The organism is Acinetobacter sp. AM (assembly GCF_003105055.1).
GTDB lineage: Bacteria > Pseudomonadota > Gammaproteobacteria > Pseudomonadales > Moraxellaceae > Acinetobacter > Acinetobacter tibetensis.
Genome location: NZ_QETG01000001.1, coordinates 157384 through 174541, shown reverse-complemented (window position 1 = coordinate 174541; position 17158 = coordinate 157384). Strand labels below are relative to the sequence as shown.

The window sequence follows — 17158 nt, the reverse complement described above, 5'->3', positions numbered from 1 at the left end:
TCCTAGCCGTAATGTTTACAAAAATTGTCAAGTATATGGATAAATAGACTTTTTATTTGAAAAAAACCTAGCATAATAAATTTAAGAACAAAAATGTGATGGGGAGAATAGAATGAAAGCATTCGTTTTATCAGATGAAATCACCCAATTTCATTGGGCGATGCTGAAATCTGTTCTATTGATTTTAACTGTCTTGCCGATGATGAATGGGGCCATGAGTTTATGGCAACATACCGAAGGCAGCAGCCAGATTATGATTGGTTTTTTGACCTTAAGTGTCATGAGTGCATGGGTCACGGTGTGTTTTATGAGTGCGCTTAAAGCAACCGTTTGGCAATCGCAAAGTCTGAATTCTGTCATTGAGCAAACAATCTTTTCTGCCTATCGTTATGTACCGATGCTGTTTTTATCTAGCTTGGTCGCTTATTTTGCGAGTCAGTTTGCTTCAATGTTTTAATTGATTCTAGATTTCTGAAGTTTTATTCAACATCAGAATAAAAAAAGGGAGATTTCAAAATCTCCCTTTTTTATTAGCGTCTGCTTTTAAATGAAATATCAACTTTTCGTGGGCGGAAGAACCAACCCATAATCAAAAGTAGCGCTGAAAATCCGAGGATTGGCCAGTCACTTAGACGATTGTAGAGTGTCTGACCTTGCATTGCAGGTAAATCACCCCGTAGTACTGCTTTTTGATCAATCGGCGCTTGGCGCACAATATGCCCTTGATGATCAATAAAGGCAGTTACACCAGTATTGGTGGCACGAATAAACCAACGCCCATTCTCTTTAGCACGCATTTGTACCATTTGTAAATGTTGCCAAGGGCCTGCTGTACCTGTAAACCACGCATCATTAGAAACGGTCACAAGGAAGTCACTATTGCTGGCATTCCGTCGTGTTAGATTCGGATAAGCCACTTCATAGCAAATTGCAGCGGCTAAATTATGCTGTTTGATATGTAAGGGTTGCTGATCGGATGCACCACGTGAAAAACCACTCATAGTCGGGTCATTTTGTAAGGCGGGCAATACCCAACTCAGCATACCTGATAGGGGAATGTATTCACCAAAGGGCACCAGACGTTGTTTTTTATACAGTCCTTCGGATTGACTGCCCAAAGCCATGATGCTGTTATAGAACATTGGGGAGCCTTGTTGCTGAGATGCTTTTAAATCCCAATAAGGAATTCCTGTAACCCATCCCGTATCCGTTTTTTGCGCTTGAACTTTCATGGCATTTAAAAATGGCTGAATGTCGGTTTGGAACATTGGAATGGAAGATTCAGGCCAAACGATTAAATCACGTCCCCATTCACTACGACTGAGTTCAGCATAGATCATTAAGGTTTGGGTTTGGTATTCGGTCAGCCATTTTAAGTCTTGCGGAATATTGCCTTGAATCAGAGAAACTGAAAGTGGTTTTTCATTCTTAGGTTGAACAAACTGTAGTTGTGCAGCCCCCCAAGCCCCGAGCAGTAAAATCAGCGAAGGAACCAACCAGAATAGACGTTTGTTGAGGATTTCCACAATCGCGCAGGCCAAGAGGATGACGACGAAAGACACCCCGAATACGCCAAACAGCGGGGCATAGCCATCGAGGAAGCGTTCGGTAAACGCATAGCCGACAAACAGCCATGGAAAACCAGTAAAGACCCAGGTTTTCGCCCATTCAAAAAACACCCAAAGCGGAGCAAAGGTGAGGGGTGTTTCTGGGAAAAATCTGCGATATATCCAAGTTTGTAGTGCGGTGAAGAGTCCCATTGCCAGTGCCATAATGGCAATCATGAGCACACTGAGCACGGCACTGGTATCGCCGTAGACATGAATGGAGGTGTAGAGCCAAAAAGCACCAACAAACCACAGCCCAAAGCCATAACTCCAGCCAATGAAGAATGCGTGTTTGGCTGAACGTTGGCGCAAGCAGGCATAGAGTAAGGCAGGGGAAAGTAGGGCAATCCACCAGTAATAGTAAGGCGCCAATGCAAAACTCAACATGGCACCCGAACAAAGGGAAATAATCAAAGGGAAAATCATGGGGAGCTGTTTTTGTTGTTGTGAAGACGTTAACAGCGCATGAAAGTATGTTCTCATTTAAGGACAGCTCGAATCAGATGAATAGTACGTGCATCTGCTTCTACAATGGTAAATTCCCAATCGCCAATTTCAATCACTTGACCTTGTAAATCGCTCACTAAACCAATTTCTTGAAGCAACAAACCGCCCATAGTTTCTACTTCATCATCAGGAAAATCAGCATCTAAAAGATTGTTAAAGTGTTCGATTGGTGTAAGTGCCTGCACCAACCAAGTATTGGCAGTTTTGGGATCATCATCAGGGACAATATATTGAGCTTCTTCATCGACCATGTCGTGTTCATCTTCAATTTCACCGACAATCTCTTCCAGAATATCTTCAAGCGTGACCAAACCTGATGTGGTGCCATATTCGTCAATCACCACAGCAATATGGGTCTGAGTGTTTTTCAGCATACGTAACACTTGGTCAGAGCGCGCACTTTCAGGGACAAACAGTGGCTGACGCATGAGCACCCGAATATCGACTTTGCTGGCTTTTTCGGTCAAGAAAGGCAGTAAATCTTTCGCCAACAAAATGCCGACCACATTATCGGGTTGATCGGACGAAAACACGGGAAAGCGTGAGTGCGCTGATTCAATCAAGACATGCAAAATATCGAGTAATTCATCATCTTCTTGCAGGCTAATCATCGCTGTGCGCGGTGTCATGACTTCGCGGATTTTAGTCGCAGGAAGATCGAATACACCTTCAAGCATCGCAACCGTATCGGGCTCTAAAAAACGACGTGAATCTTGTACGAGTTTGAGCAATTCGTCGCGAGTTTCTGGTGCAGTTCCTAACCACTTTCTTAAGCCACGCATGCCCCACGACGGGCTGGATTCATCGTGCATGATCTTTCCTAAAGACTCTAGATATGAAAAAAATTATTTTCATCATACCTTAGAAAATGCAGATGTCTATGCAAAAAGTACTGCAAAATATGAATGTTATCGTCATCTTTTACTGAACTAAATGGGTTGAAACTTTGAGTTAATGGTTTGCTTGCTAAACAGATAAGCGGGGAGGTGTTGCTGTGTCATTTCGAGTTTATGTTAGAATGGCGCTGAAAATTTATGAAGAGTGTCTAGATGTCTGAATCCTCTGTTACCCCGACCCTGCAATTAAATACCCGTGGATTACGTTGCCCTGAACCTGTGATGATGTTGCATCAAGCCATTCGTAAATCTAAATCTGGGGATGTGGTAGAGGTATTTGCAACAGACAATTCGACCTCGTGGGATATTCCTAAATTTTGTATGCATTTGGGACATGAGTTGTTGTTGCAAGAAGAACGCTTAGACGAAAATGGCAATAAAGAGTTTCATTATTTGGTGAAAAAAGGCTAATGCTTAAGCGTTAGCATCTTAAGATTGAGCCTAATAATATGAGTTTAAAACAATAAATACAGCTCATTTTAGGACATAAAAATGAAAAGTATATTTCGATGCTTAGGGTTTACTATTTTTGTCTTATCGGGCTCAATCGTGTGGGCAAAACCCTGTGAAATTCCTGTACAAACCATGAATGTCGCAGGTTTAAAGGTTGGGCAGAGTATCAGTGATTTTCAAAAGCTTCACCCTACCGTGAAACCTGTGGTTTTAGGGGGAAATAATTACCAGTTAGCGTTTGCCGATGGTGCTGATCTACAAATCAAAAAGGCAGGTGTGAGTTGGGTTCAGCATATTCGTTATGATCCAGATACTGAAGTCATCACTTCATTCAGTTTAAGTTTTCTGGATGGCCCCATGGCGAGTTATGAGACGGATTTGGATCTTTTTAAAAGTAGAATTCTCAAAAAATTTAAAGTTGCTCAAAAAGGCTGGGTGCAAGAAAAGAATAAATATATCTATCAATGTGATGATTACCGGATTGAAATTCATCAGGACTATGGCGCTGAACATACAGCGATTGGACCAACAGTCATGGTGTTGAGCCAAAAATCGGATATGTTTTAATAAAAAATCCCCTCACAGGGAGGGGATTTTTTTATGGATTAGAGATTACATATTTGGATAGTTCGGACCACCGCCACCTGAGGCAGGAAGAACAAAGCAACGCTTTGCCCTGCCGCAAGTGCAAAAGCTATGCTTTTGCAGTGAAGGTGGATTAGAGATTACATATTTGGATAGTTTGGACCACCGCCGCCTTCAGGCGTTACCCAAGTGATGTTCTGTGATGGATCCTTAATGTCACAGGTCTTACAGTGAACACAGTTCGCTGCATTAATTTGGAAACGTTTTGAACCATCATCATTTTCCATGATTTCATACACACCCGCAGGGCAGTAGCGCTGTGCAGGCTCATCCCATTTTGGTAAGTTCACGTTCACGGGAATCGATGCATCGGTCAGTTTCAAATGCGCAGGCTGGTTTTCTTCATGAACCGTGTTTGAAACGAAGACTGAAGATAAACGGTCAAAGGTTAATTTGCCATCTGGTTTTGGATAGTTTGGCTTGAAGGTTGCCGCATCTACAGTTTTTAGTGCGCTGAAATCAGGTGCTAAGTCATGTAGCGTAAACGGTACTTTAAATACGTTTTGGTCGATAAAGTTAAAAGCACCACCCATCCACTGACCAAACTTGTGCATCGCAGGGCCAAAGTTACGTGCGTTGTATAACTCTTCTTTTAACCAAGAATTATTATATTTTTCAGTATAAGCCGTGAGTTCTTTGGCGAAGAAGTCTTCACCTTCGGTTACACGGGCAATCGCAAGATCACCACCTTTTTCAACGCCAGCAGCAATTGCTTCAAATACTGCTTCGCCACACAACATGCCTGATTTCATGGCAGTGTGCGAACCTTTGATTTTAGCAAAGTTCAAGAAGCCTGCATCATCACCAATTAAAGAGCCACCCGGGAAGGTAAACTTCGGTAATGAGTTGAAACCGCCTTTCACTACAGCACGTGCGCCATAAGAAATACGCTTACCACCTTCCAAATACTGTTTAATGAGTGGATGCGTTTTCCAGCGTTGCATTTCTGCAAATGGGTACATGTGTGGATTTTCGTAAGATAAATCTACGATCATCCCCAAAGTCACTTGGTTGTTTTCAGCGTGGTATAACCACCAACCGCCAGAAGAACCTGTTTCATTTAAAGGCCAACCAGCACCGTGCATCACCAAACCTGGTTTGTGTTTTGCAGGATCGATTTCCCACAGTTCTTTGATACCGATACCGTAGTGCTGTGGGTCTGCATCTTTATCTAGATCAAATTTGGCAATCAGACGCTTACCTAAATGACCACGACAGCCTTCTGCAAAAATGGTGTATTTGGCATGTAATTCATAGCCTGGGGTGAAGTTATGGGTTGGTTCGCCATCTTTACCAATCCCCATGTCACCCGTTTGAATACCTTTTACAGTACCGTCTTCGTGGTAAAGCACTTCAGATGCAGCAAATCCTGGGAAGATAGAAACTTCTAATTCTTCGGCTTTTTGGCCTAACCAGCGAACCACGTTACCTAAAGAGATAACATAGTTGCCATCGTTATGCATGGTTTTAGGAACCATCCAGTGAGGCATTTTCTGAGATTTGGTATCAGATAATAAGAAATAAGTTTCATCTCCCGTTACAGGAACATTTAAAGGTGCACCTTCTTCCTTCCAGTTTGGGAATAATTCATTAATCGCACGTGGTTCTAGTACAGCACCCGAAAGAATATGCGCACCGACTTCGGAGCCCTTTTCTACCACACAAACGGATAAATCAGATAAGTTGTTTTCAATCGCAAGTTGACGAATTTTGATCGCAGCAGAAAGACCTGCAGGGCCTGCGCCTACGATAACGACGTCAAACTCCATCGATTCACGTTCGATGTGTTCCATGTAGGACTCCTCATATTACTTAAAGGTGGCAACTGTATGACTCTTTACAGTGCTGCCATGAGTGTTCTTAAATAGTCGGCACAAATGGATTATCATGCCTTTATATATTGTGGGCTAGTATAGTTTTAAACCGTGGTCTAGCCAATTGGCTGAATCATAATATTTTTACGTCATGTAGGCATTAATTCATGGTAAATCAAACTAATTCCAATAATCCGATGAATAATACAGCGAAAAATGATGATAAAAACATAATGAGTATTGCACAATACTTAAAAAGTGCACAGAGCGGTCACAAAAGGTCAATTCCTCCTATGGAGCAATGGCAGCCAAAGCATTGTGGCAAAATGGATTTGAAGGTTTTGGCCAACGGAGAATGGTGGCACGAAGGTCAATTGATTAAGCGCCAGCCCTTATTAGACTTGTTTTCAAGCGTGCTTTGGAAAGAACAGGGTCGGTTTTATTTAAGGACACCAGTAGAGCAAATTGAAATCGAGGTTGAAGATGAACCTTTGTTCGTCAATCAAGTTGACTCTACGGTCATTGCAGACAAAAAATATATTCAATTCACCACAACCAATGCCGATCTGATTATTGTGGATGCTGAACATTCCATTTTTATGCGTGAATTTGCGGGCGAGTTACGTCCTTATGTACATGTGCGCTTTGGGATAAATGCCTTAATTCAGCGTTCCGCTTTTTTTCATCTCATTGAAATGGGTGAGTTGGTTGAAAATCAGCAAGGCGATACCATTTTAAGCCTACAAAGTGGCGATTTTCACTTGCAATTGGGCACCTGAGGTTTAAGCTTTATTCATTCTGATCTTTCATCGTAAATAGTGTGTTATGACAGCCATTCATCCGATTTACCCCTTAGTTGATCCCATGCCAAAAGCGCAATCTGATGCACCTATTGGAATTTTTGATTCAGGTATTGGCGGGTTATCGGTAGCACAGGAAATTGCACACTATTTGCCGAATGAGCGCATTGTCTATTTTGCAGATACCGCGAATGTGCCTTATGGTCCACGTGAGGATCAGGAGATTCGTGAACTGACGGCCCGCGCCATTGAGTGGTTGTATCGACAAGGCTGTAAAGTTGCTGTGGTCGCGTGTAATACCGCTTCGGCTTTTAGTCTGGATTATTTACGTGAACATTATGGGGAAGATTTCCCAATTATTGGTTTGGTTCCTGCATTGAAGCCTGCGGTTCTGCAAAGTCAAAGTAAAACCGTTGCGGTTCTGGCAACACCCGCCACATTCCGTGGCAAATTAATCCAAGATGTGATGCAGCGTTTTGCTATTCCCTCTCAGGTGAATGTTTTGGCAGTGACGTGTTTGGAACTGGTTCCTTTTGTTGAAAGTGGTCAGCAAATGAGTCCTGCCTGTTTAATGACCTTAGAACGTATTTTACAGCCTGTAGTTGATCAGGGAGCGGACTATTTGGTACTGGGATGTACCCATTATCCGTTCTTGAAACCTGCAATTGAGTCAATTTTTGGGCAAAAAATGACATTAATTGACTCAGGTTATGCCGTTGCACGTCAAACTTCCCGTATTTTGTTAAAAAATGAGTTATTATTTGAACAAAGACGGAAAGATGGTTTACCGCGGATAGCATGTTATGTCAGTGGAAATAATGCCAAGCATTTAGAATCGATTGTGCAACATCTCATTCCACCTGATTTGAGTTGGAGCATCGCCAATATTGTCATGAAATAAATGCAGAACAATAATCCGTCTTAAAACTTGAGTATCAATATTAAAAATTGGGGTTGTCATACTGTAAGACTTTGATTGCGGTATACAAAAGAAAAGGTGAGGATAACCAATGATCGATAAGCGTTATCAGGTATTTATTTCGACTTCTGGGGCAGATATGCAGCCAGAGCGCATGATTTTGTCTCAAACCTTAGTGGGCATGGGTTTTTTTTCTTGGGGATTAGAACAAAGAACACCATTAAGCACCGCTTTTGCACGCCGTCAGATTGATGATTGTGATTATGTGATTATGCTGTTGGGCAGCCAATATGGTGAACAGTCGGTTTCTGGTGTGGGTTATATGCATCTGGAATATATCTATGCCATGACCAAGCAAAAGCCAGTTATTGTGTTTATGCATGAAGAGCCTGCCTCTCGTGACCCTGCCTTACATGACCAGAAACCAGAGCTGAAAGAAAAATTTAACGAGTTTCGGAAATTGTTGCAGCAAGAAGTTGATCAGGTTTTTACCTACCGAACCTTGCGTGACTTAGAAATGGCAGTGCGTTTGAATATGACACAAATGTTGGAGCGCTATCCAACTACGGGGTGGGTGCGACCTCAAAATGCACAAAAGTTACATGATGAAATTGATCGCCTTAAAGCCAAAATTAGTCAGCTAGAACGAGATTTAGGTACACGTGAAATCGACCCATTTTTAACCTTGCCGAAAGTGGCAATGAATGAAGCCTTTAGTTTTGAATATCGTGTACATGCTTATCAGGATGGTAATTTTAAAGAACTGAAGATTCAGAAGACCTTAACATGGGCGCAACTTTTGGCGGTATTGGGCAGTACTTTTTTAAACCCAACACCTGAAGAATATTTTTCTAAACGCATGAATGAATATTTAAATGAAATTGGATTGGCCGATGCACGAATTGAAATGCCTCGTGCACATGCAGTTGCCCGCTCACAAATCAATATTCGTGCATTACATAATATTAAAATACAGATGCGTCAAAACGAATGGATTAGTCCTGCTGGGCGGGACGACCGACAACGCATGTTATGGAAACTAACTCAGAAAGGGCATCATTTATTAGAAAGTCATTTACTTTCGGATAATCGTGTTTCTCTATAGAAATAATTGTATTTATTCGTATTTCATTTCATGGAAAAGTTGTTAAAGTGAGTGGGTTAAATTGGAAATAAAGGTCAACTCATGCCTGCGGAAAAAGCAAAAATCACCGTTATTTTAGCCAATTTAGGCACGCCCGATGCACCCACTGCACCAGCAGTCAGAAAGTTTTTAAAACAGTTTCTTTCTGATCAACGTGTGATTGAAATTCCAAAGCCGTTATGGCAAATCATTTTACGGTTATTTATTTTACCGTTTCGTCCGAAACGTGTTGCACATGCCTATGCCAGTATTTGGTCTGTAGACTCGCCTATGCGAGAGATTTTATTGGCGCAGGTGGCGCAAGTGCGAGCAATTTTAACTGAAAAATATCCAGAATTTGAGTTAAACGTGGTTCCAGCCATGAGCTATGGTCAACCTGGAATGGCAACGGTGCTTGAGCAAATAACCCAAAATCCGCAAGACCATATTATTTTATTGCCACTTTTTCCACAATATTCAGCGACTTCAACTGCACCTTTATACGATTTATTGGCCCAGTGGATGCAAAAGCAACGTAATTTGCCCGGTCTTTCAATTGTCCGCGATTATTATCAGCACCCATTATATATCCAGTCTTTAGCCCAAAGTGTCAAAGACTACTGGGCAGAACATGGTCGGGCAGAAAAGCTGCTGATGTCTTTTCATGGGATTCCACAGCCTTATGCCGACAAGGGAGATCCTTATGCCGACCGTTGCCGTAAAACAGCACAATTATTGGCTCAGGCTTTGGCTTTAACCGATGAACAATGGGCGATCAGTTTTCAGTCACGTTTTGGTAAGCAAGAGTGGGTTAAGCCTTATACGGATCAGTTATTGCAAGATTGGGCAGCTCAAGGAGTCAAGTCGGTGCAGATTATGAGTCCTGCATTTTCTGCTGATTGTTTAGAAACTTTAGAAGAACTCGCCATTGAGAATGCTGAATTATTTTTATCATTGGGTGGTGAGCACTATGCGTATATTCCTGCCTTGAATGCACGTGAAGACCATCTGCAATTGCTCTTGCGCTTATTGCAAGCTAATCTTGATGGTTTAAAACAAACATTAGCATCTGCCTAAGAGAGACCAGAGACTATGCTTCAAGTGAAAATTGTACCTGTAACTGCATTTCAGCAGAACTGTTCTATTGTTTGGGATTCTGAAAGCAAAGAAGCAGTACTGATTGATGCTGGCGGTGAACCAGAAAAATTAAAGGCTGAAGTAGAAGCACTGGGTTTGACAGTAAAAGCCCTCTGGTTGACACATGGGCATTTAGATCATGCGGGTGCAGTGGGTACTTTAAGCCGCATTTGGAATATCCCTGTGATTGGTCCACACAAGGAAGATCAATTTTGGTTAGATATGCTCCAAGAAGTCTCCGAACGCTATGGTTTTCCAATTCCAGAGAAAGTTGAAGTGACACAGTGGCTTGAAGGTGGCGAAACATTGCACTTGGGCGAACAAAACTTTGAAGTCCGTTTTGCACCTGGTCATACGCCTGGGCATGTCATGTTCTATAACGCAGAATATGGTTTATTGTGGACAGGGGATGTGTTGTTTAAAGGTTCGATTGGGCGTACTGATTTCCCACGTGGGAATCATCAACAGTTAATCGACTCGATTCAGCGCGAATGTTTTAGCCTACCCGATGAAACGCAATTTATTTCTGGGCATGGACCACTGAGCACAATTGGTTTTGAAAAACAGCATAATCCTTTTGTGGCAGGTAAGGCGGGTTAATTTCCTGCACAGGGCATGAATGAATGGCTCACTACAGAGAGAATAAGCGTAAAATGCAATGTTATTGAAGGGTGTATAGATTCAATGATATTGATAAAAAATGGGAGGTGTTCATTCACTCCCATTTTTTATGTGGCAATCAAATTGAAGAGCATTAGCTTCTAAAAGGATCTGTTTTGTGTTGTTTTTTCTCGAGACCAAGTAGAAGGGTCGCAATTGCCAATAGAATGCCTACGCCCATGATCATCATGTCATGCGTGAATAGGCTTAGCGTTACTGCACATAAAGTTAAAACGACAAGGAGATAGAAAAAAAACTTTAAAGCCAATTCTTTCATGGGGGAGATTCCACAATTTTCCAAAAATGCAACAAACTTAACAAATTGTTACTTGATGCGTAAAATTTTATGAATTATAGGGGAGTTTTTAGGAAAATCTAGATAAATCTTAAAAATATGATAACTGTGTTGTATTTGTAGGAATAACTTTGAGATGGTTGGAGGAATACTTCTTCAATTTAGCATGGTCTTTGCTGAATTAAGTGACTCGACCAATCAAATGGAAGCATCATCCTGTTGAGATGCGGAAGATTGACTTAAATTTTTTAAAAATCAAATATACAGCCTAATTTTTTGATTGGACACTAGGCTGTAATCGTGAATAAAACCATCAGTGAGTGATTAACTGGGAAGTGCTATTTACGGAAAGGGTTGGCAGAAAATTGCTTACTCTCTAAACCTAACAAAACGGCTGCAATTGCCAGTAAAATACCAATCCCCACAAACATAAGATCTTGTGCGTAAATTGCGAGAATAAAGCTACACAATGTAAAGACAATAGAAAGGTAGAAGAATATTTTTAAGGTTAATTCTTTCATGGGAAATTCTCAAAATAAAACACAGCACAATACAAAAGCAAAGAATAGAATGATTCTCATTATTTATATTATGGTACCCAAAAGGCACCTGTGCAAATAATAATCATGTATAAAATAATTAATGATTTGTATGTCGTTTTGATGAATTGTAAAAATAAAAGGCTATTCTTCTGAATTTCCTGCCTGAGGTGCATCTTCGGTGGGTAATTTATAGTCATCGTTTGCCCAAGCACCTAAATCAATCAGCTTGCAACGCTCAGAGCAAAATGGTCGATAAGGATTACCTTCCCAAGTCGAAGGTTTGCCACAACGTGGGCAAGCAAAGGTCTTTGGCATAATAGACTCCAGTGAAATAGATGGGAAGATTTGGTCAAAACTTTGTGCAGTGTTAGACTGGCGCAGATTTTCTTTAGTTTGATCTGATTATGCCGATTCGTCAATTTCAAGCACAGCATATGCATGCTCCGCGTGATTTTATCATGATTGATTCAGCGCCGATTTGTGTGGAAATTGGTGCAGGTAAAGGTAAGCATGCTTTGTTGTTTACTCGTGAGCATCCAGACAGCAAGCTGATTGCCATAGAACGAACACGCGAAAAGTTTGTGGCGATGCAAAAACAGCATCAATTAGAAGGGCAAACAAATTTACAAACCGTGCATGCCGATGCTTTGCCGTGGATTGTGCATGCTTTGGCACCGCAGCAAGTTCAACAATTTTTCATTTTATACCCGAATCCAGAGCCACATAATCCTGCACAGCGCTGGCTGAATATGCCATTTTTCGAATTTCTGTTGTCCCGACTACAAGTGGATGGTCAGATTACCCTAGCCAGTAATATTCCAGAATACATTGCCGAAGCGGAGCAACAACTACAAGAGGTTTGGAAGTTACCTTATGTAAAAGAGGTGATTGCTTCTGATTCAGCACGCACCCATTTTGAGATTAAGTATCTGGAGCGTGGAGAATTATGTCAGCAATTACTGATTCAAAAACCCGAGCATTACACCACGCGCTTTGATGATTTTCAGGCTTTGGCGGGTGTAAACATGCCAAAACTAACTTCTGCTGATACGCAAAGTGATGCCTAAGTCATGAAAAAGCGGATTGCGATTATCGGTGCAGGTCCTGCGGGTTTAATGGCCGCTGAGATGTTAAGCCAGTGGGATTATGATGTGCATGTATATGAACAGAAACCGTCTGCTGCGCGCAAGTTTTTAATGGCAGGGAAGACAGGGCTGAACATTTCACATGCTGAACCGTTTGAGCAATTTATTCAGCGTTATGATCGGGCAGATTGGCTTTCCGATTGGATCCGCCGTTGGGATGCGACATGGATTCAAAACTGGATGCAGGGCTTGGGTGTTGAATCTTATATCGGTTCTTCAGGTCGTATTTTCCCTATGGAAATGAAAGCCGCACCGTTACTTAGAGCGTGGCTCAAACGCTTAACCGAGCAGGGTGTGCAATTTCATTACCGACATTCGTGCTTAGGGATTCAGTCCAATACGTTAAAAATGAAAGATTTAGTTCAGCAACGCGAATTTAGTGAAGACTTTGATGCCATTGTACTGGCGTGTGGCGCAGTTTCTTGGCCGCAATTGGGCAGTGATGGTCAGTGGCAACAATGGTTAGCAGCAGAGCAGTTAAATCCATTTCAAGCCAGTAACGCCGGTGTTGAACGCGAATGGTCTACCTTTATGCAAGCGGTATTTGGGCAGCCATTAAAGCGAGTTGTGGCTTGGGTGAATGCTGCTGAAAAGAGTCAGGGCGATATTGTGATCACCCATTATGGCTTGGAAAGTGGCTTGATTTATAAACTGGGCAGAGCTTTAAGACAGCAGTCAGAAATGCAGTTAATGCTCGATTTGTTGCCTGAATTAAGCCATGCGCAGTTGGTGCAGAAATTACAACCGAGTAAAAAACAGTCTTTAAGTAATGTCTGGCGTAAAGCTGGTTTAGATGCAGCAAAAGCCAGTTTGGTACGTGAGTTGGTGCCAAAAGCAGATTGGCATGATCCTGAAAAATTGGCGCAGCAAATTAAACAGTTGCGAATTGAATTAACAGGTTTTCGCTCAATCGAAGAAGCTATTAGTTGTGCAGGTGGCATAAAACGCGAAGCTTTAACGGCGCATTTGCAGTTGCAGCAACAGCCACAAATTTTTTGTTGTGGTGAGATGCTAGATTGGGATGCACCCACAGGGGGCTATCTTTTAACCGCCTGTTTTGCAACAGGACGTGCCGCAGGTGAAGGAGTGCATGAATATTTGGCTTCACATTAAAAAGTGATATAAAGCCAAAGATAGACATGCTAATTTAAAACTCTTTCATTCACAGGGCTGAACTGATGTCACAACATTGTTATGCGGGAAGCTGTTTATGTGGTGCAATTCGTTATGAAGTGCGTGGTGAAATTGGCGATATTGTGCAGTGTCACTGCCAACGTTGCCGTAAAGCCAATGGCACAGCCTTTGCCACCAATGCACCGATTAAGAAAACAGATTTTAAAATTGTGCAAGGTGAACAATTCCTGAAAGCTTACCAGTCGACTGAAACCACGCAGCGTTGCTTTTGCAGTGAGTGCGGTTCGCCGATTATGAGTATTAAAATGGATACACCAGAATATTATCGGTTACGCCTTGGGACTTTAGATACGACATTAACGCAAAAACCGACCATGCATATTTTTGTTGACTCCAAAGCAGAGTGGGACAGCATTCAGGATGAATTGCCACAATACAGTGAACGTCCTTAAATTTATTGCACTGCAATAAAAAACCAGATGGCAACAAGATTGCATCTGGTTTTTGAGTTTAAAGCGTTCACTTTCTAGATGATGAATCTGTATTAAGACTTATTTTTCTCAGCAGGTTCATATTGTGCTTCCCAATGATCCAGTTGTTCTTGCGCATGTAGGAATTCACCCAAGCCTTTAATATTGTCTGGTGTTGAGTTGGGAATATCTTGCGAAGTCTTACTATTTTGATTTAATAACTTGGCTTGGTTTTCCCAATATTGTGCCATCAGCCCTTGAATATATCGGCCTTGTTCAGTTTTTAAATCCAGATCTTTGAGCATGGTTAATGCCGATTGAATATTGTCTTGTTTGCGATTACGAGCAAATTCATCGGTGAGGCTGCCGTTGTCACGCATTTTAATGAGCTCATCTTCCATAGCATCACTCATTTCACTAAAACGACGGTCATAGTCGACCAGAAGTTTAATGTCATGTTGATCATTCGCAGTTTTAGGAAACTCCTTAATTGGTGAAGATTCCAGTTCTTGCATCATCCGATCTTGAGAGGGATCAGGTACATCATTTTCATTGTTTTTGCTGCATGCGGTGAATAGCAGAGTACTACAGAGCAGTGGGAGCAAATAAGCTTTAAAGTGCTTCATTTCAGTTATCCTAAAGAATATTTATGTTGTTTTCTTAAAGTTATAGGCGTAGGTGACATAAGGGAAAGCAATTTCATCCTGTGCTGCTTTGCCCGTGTAATCGGCAACAATTTGTTCAAACTGGGCTTTCAGTTGGTATTGTTGGCTTTTGGGTAAAGCTGCAATAAAACTGGTCGAGAGGAGCCGTCCAGACACGACGTCTTCGACACGTCCAATGTGAAGTTGCTGAAAGGTTTTGACCTGATCCAGTTTGAATAAAAATTGCTGTTCAAAGGCTTGTTGCCATTGCCCACTATGAAATCGTGGTGTATCACCTTCGAGCGGTTCGAGCACATCTGCCAATGCTTTGACCCAATCCACCTGAATATCTCGTTGATTCCAGACCAAACCCAGTTGTCCATGGGGTTTTAAGATTTGATGGATTTCATTTAGGCTTTCAATCGTGGCAAACCAGTGGAAAGATTGGGCACAAATGACGGCATCAATACTTTCCGATGCAATGGGTAACTGATCACTGCTGGCTTGGAGGGTCGCAATCTGTGGATAGGTTTGCTGTAATTGTGCCAGCATTTCCGCAATGGGTTCAACGGCAATAATATGGGATGTCACCTGTTGCAGGTAAGGGAGGAATTTTCCTGTACCCGAACCCAAATCGACCACCTTCGACTGCGCCGTCAGATGGAGTTGTTGTTTTAACCACAGCACAATTTCTTGTGGATAATTTGGACGGACTTGTTGATAAAGTTCAGCGGCAGAACTGAAACCTTGCTGTGCGGCAGGATGAAGTGATTGTGTCATATTTTGCGCTTTTTTATCTGCTGTGCATCTATAAAATAACATAGTCCTTTCCGAGTGATCTTAGCAAGCGTTGGCGGGACTTGTTTTTCTAATACATACATCTGTTGCAGCATACGTTAAAATGTTGCCACGGATTTGTGACGCCGTAGATTTATTTTGTTGTTGATTGTGATTCAGATGAGATCGACACATTCTCCTACATAGACAGCGTAATAAGTAGCTGGTCTATGAATTTTATTGATACAAAAAATTAGGGCCGATTTGTTTCGGTGTGGACATGGATAAACACATTATTTTTGAAGACGAACAAATTCGCGCTATTTTTTTAAAAGGTTCGTCTGACGAGTTAGTTTTTTCTTTTGGTGACTTAATTACTCGTGCCAAAGGACTTGCAATCAATGCGGAAAAATCATTAGCCAAATTTGAGTTTAATGTGATTGGCATTATGCCCAAAGAAAAATCATGGTTTCCTGCGGAGTCCATGCACAACTTGCTCAAAGCCATTGAAGATGTAATTGCCCCCTTTCAAAAACGCATTGGTTATGGCGGTTCAATGGGAGGCTATGCCGCGATTAAATATTCAAAGCTGTTGGGTTTAAGTCGTGTGGTGTCTTTGGTCCCACAGTTTTCGATTGACCCAGAGGTGGTTGAAGATAGCCGCTATAACATGTTTTACCATGCAGAACTCAATGCGAATATGCAGGTGCAAACGCAGGACATTGCGGCGGACTGTGAATATATTGTGGTCTATGATCCTTACTGTGCCGAAGACCGCGCACATTTTGTTGAATTAGAACAGGTTATTCCAGAAATTAAAGTGCTGAATTTGCCCTTTACAGGACATGATGCCATTGCGGTGTTGGCAAGTTCTGAGCTGTTAAAAGATTTTCTAACTCGCGAATTTGACAGTGTTTATTTCTATCAAAAAATTCGTCAGGTGAAAAAAGGCAGCAAGTTTTATTACCGTAAAGTGATTGAAACCCTATTGCCGCATCATCGTCGTTCACTAGGGAAAATTCTCAGAAACAATGACATGCAGCTAGACAGCCAGTTTTTTGATGCCAAACTGAAACAAAGCATTATCCGTCAGTTACTCAGTAACCGTCAGGTCAGTGAACAAGACCTGTTGAAATTGGGCATTCAGGTGAATTTGCCACAGGAAAGTAACAGTCAGTTGTTGGACAGTTTTGGGCATGGTCTGGTGTTTAACGTGATTACCCAGAAAATTGAAAGTTATGCGCAAAATGCGATTAACCTCAACCATAAATTTCTGATTCCGATTTTTGCCAAAGGCACGGGTCTGGTACAGATTAGCCTGAACGATGAACGCTATGTGATTGCCATGAATGACCGTCATGTGATGAAACTGTTCAAAGAGCAGGATGAATTGTCTGCTGGGATGCACCCGTTGGTGTTAAAAAAATATAGCGACTATTATTTGCTCAGCTATAAGCAATTTAACCTCAGCAGTGATGAATATGGTGGCAATGACTTTATTGAGGATACGCCTGAAACTGCCAAGTTCATGACGCAACCCGAAGAATCGGAAGACGTAGAACAAGCTTAAAAATTAGGTGAATCTTATTC

20 protein-coding genes are annotated in these 17158 nt (G+C 41.7%); 12 read left to right on the top strand and 8 right to left on the bottom strand.

Annotated features, from left to right (window positions below):
- Positions 1-112 precede the first annotated feature (112 nt).
- The gene (locus tag DCO44_RS00845) at positions 113-457 is read left to right on the top strand and encodes a hypothetical protein (protein WP_116758738.1); all 345 of its coding nucleotides are present in this window, start codon (positions 113-115) and stop codon (positions 455-457) included.
- Positions 458-530: 73 nt separating this feature from the next.
- Here DCO44_RS00845 and lnt read toward each other — a convergent pair whose 3' ends face one another.
- On the bottom strand, positions 531-2090 hold the full coding sequence (lnt, locus tag DCO44_RS00840; protein ID WP_116758737.1) for an apolipoprotein N-acyltransferase: 1560 nt from the start codon (positions 2088-2090) through the stop codon (positions 531-533).
- Positions 2087-2926, bottom strand: a complete 840-nt coding sequence (locus DCO44_RS00835) for an HlyC/CorC family transporter (RefSeq protein WP_116758736.1) — start codon at positions 2924-2926, stop codon at positions 2087-2089. Before DCO44_RS00835 ends, lnt begins: the two co-directional genes overlap by 4 nt.
- A gap of 237 nt (positions 2927-3163) precedes the next feature.
- Between DCO44_RS00835 and tusA the strand changes: the two genes are divergently transcribed.
- Both tusA and DCO44_RS00825 read left to right on the top strand, forming a co-directional pair.
- Positions 3164-3421 carry a sulfurtransferase TusA gene (tusA, locus tag DCO44_RS00830; protein ID WP_016168359.1) on the top strand — a complete coding sequence of 86 codons (258 nt, stop codon included), beginning with the start codon at positions 3164-3166 and terminating at the stop codon, positions 3419-3421.
- A gap of 81 nt (positions 3422-3502) precedes the next feature.
- Positions 3503-4030: a hypothetical protein gene (locus tag DCO44_RS00825; RefSeq protein WP_116758735.1), complete on the top strand. Its 528-nt coding sequence runs from the start codon at positions 3503-3505 to the stop codon at positions 4028-4030.
- 158 nt (positions 4031-4188) lie between these two features.
- On the opposite strand, the gene DCO44_RS00820 is transcribed toward DCO44_RS00825, so the two are convergent.
- Positions 4189-5901: an electron transfer flavoprotein-ubiquinone oxidoreductase gene (locus DCO44_RS00820; protein ID WP_116758734.1), complete on the bottom strand. Its 1713-nt coding sequence runs from the start codon at positions 5899-5901 to the stop codon at positions 4189-4191.
- Between the two features lie 188 nt (positions 5902-6089).
- On the opposite strand from DCO44_RS00820, the gene DCO44_RS00815 reads away from it, so the two are divergent.
- The 5 genes from DCO44_RS00815 to DCO44_RS00795 all read left to right on the top strand — a co-directional run bounded on the left by DCO44_RS00815 (position 6090) and on the right by DCO44_RS00795 (position 10501).
- Complete coding sequence (locus DCO44_RS00815; RefSeq protein WP_116758733.1) at positions 6090-6701, top strand: DUF1285 domain-containing protein; 612 nt, start codon at positions 6090-6092, stop codon at positions 6699-6701.
- A gap of 46 nt (positions 6702-6747) precedes the next feature.
- The gene (murI, locus tag DCO44_RS00810; protein ID WP_116758732.1) at positions 6748-7623 is read left to right on the top strand and encodes a glutamate racemase; all 876 of its coding nucleotides are present in this window, start codon (positions 6748-6750) and stop codon (positions 7621-7623) included.
- A gap of 109 nt (positions 7624-7732) precedes the next feature.
- On the top strand, positions 7733-8746 hold the full coding sequence (locus DCO44_RS00805; RefSeq protein ID WP_116758731.1) for a DUF4062 domain-containing protein: 1014 nt from the start codon (positions 7733-7735) through the stop codon (positions 8744-8746).
- An 81-nt stretch (positions 8747-8827) separates the two neighbouring features.
- Positions 8828-9841 (top strand): ferrochelatase, encoded by a 1014-nt coding sequence (hemH, locus tag DCO44_RS00800; protein ID WP_116758730.1) that lies wholly within the window; start codon positions 8828-8830, stop codon positions 9839-9841.
- Between the two features lie 15 nt (positions 9842-9856).
- A complete protein-coding gene (locus DCO44_RS00795; RefSeq protein WP_116758729.1) occupies positions 9857-10501 on the top strand; it encodes an MBL fold metallo-hydrolase in 645 nt (214 codons plus the stop codon).
- A 154-nt stretch (positions 10502-10655) separates the two neighbouring features.
- Here DCO44_RS00795 and DCO44_RS00790 read toward each other — a convergent pair whose 3' ends face one another.
- The 3 genes from DCO44_RS00790 to DCO44_RS00780 all read right to left on the bottom strand — a co-directional run bounded on the left by DCO44_RS00790 (position 10656) and on the right by DCO44_RS00780 (position 11713).
- Complete coding sequence (locus tag DCO44_RS00790) at positions 10656-10838, bottom strand: hypothetical protein (protein ID WP_116758728.1); 183 nt, start codon at positions 10836-10838, stop codon at positions 10656-10658.
- Between the two features lie 356 nt (positions 10839-11194).
- A complete protein-coding gene (locus DCO44_RS00785; RefSeq protein ID WP_116758727.1) occupies positions 11195-11377 on the bottom strand; it encodes a hypothetical protein in 183 nt (60 codons plus the stop codon).
- A 162-nt stretch (positions 11378-11539) separates the two neighbouring features.
- On the bottom strand, positions 11540-11713 hold the full coding sequence (locus DCO44_RS00780; RefSeq protein ID WP_116758726.1) for a DNA gyrase inhibitor YacG: 174 nt from the start codon (positions 11711-11713) through the stop codon (positions 11540-11542).
- A gap of 83 nt (positions 11714-11796) precedes the next feature.
- On the opposite strand from DCO44_RS00780, the gene DCO44_RS00775 reads away from it, so the two are divergent.
- The 3 genes from DCO44_RS00775 (at position 11797) to DCO44_RS00765 (ending at position 14129) form a co-directional block, all read left to right on the top strand.
- A complete protein-coding gene (locus DCO44_RS00775) occupies positions 11797-12465 on the top strand; it encodes an SAM-dependent methyltransferase (protein WP_171304922.1) in 669 nt (222 codons plus the stop codon).
- A 3-nt stretch (positions 12466-12468) separates the two neighbouring features.
- A complete protein-coding gene (locus DCO44_RS00770) occupies positions 12469-13656 on the top strand; it encodes a TIGR03862 family flavoprotein (protein WP_116758724.1) in 1188 nt (395 codons plus the stop codon).
- 65 nt (positions 13657-13721) lie between these two features.
- On the top strand, positions 13722-14129 hold the full coding sequence (locus tag DCO44_RS00765) for a GFA family protein (RefSeq protein ID WP_116758723.1): 408 nt from the start codon (positions 13722-13724) through the stop codon (positions 14127-14129).
- Positions 14130-14221: 92 nt separating this feature from the next.
- Here DCO44_RS00765 and DCO44_RS00760 read toward each other — a convergent pair whose 3' ends face one another.
- Both DCO44_RS00760 and DCO44_RS00755 read right to left on the bottom strand, forming a co-directional pair.
- Positions 14222-14773: a hypothetical protein gene (locus DCO44_RS00760; RefSeq protein WP_116758722.1), complete on the bottom strand. Its 552-nt coding sequence runs from the start codon at positions 14771-14773 to the stop codon at positions 14222-14224.
- A gap of 21 nt (positions 14774-14794) precedes the next feature.
- Entirely contained in the window at positions 14795-15571 is a 777-nt protein-coding gene (locus tag DCO44_RS00755) for a class I SAM-dependent methyltransferase (protein ID WP_116758825.1), read from the bottom strand.
- Between the two features lie 277 nt (positions 15572-15848).
- Between DCO44_RS00755 and DCO44_RS00750 the strand changes: the two genes are divergently transcribed.
- Complete coding sequence (locus DCO44_RS00750) at positions 15849-17138, top strand: hypothetical protein (protein WP_116758721.1); 1290 nt, start codon at positions 15849-15851, stop codon at positions 17136-17138.
- Positions 17139-17158: the final 20 nt, after the last annotated feature.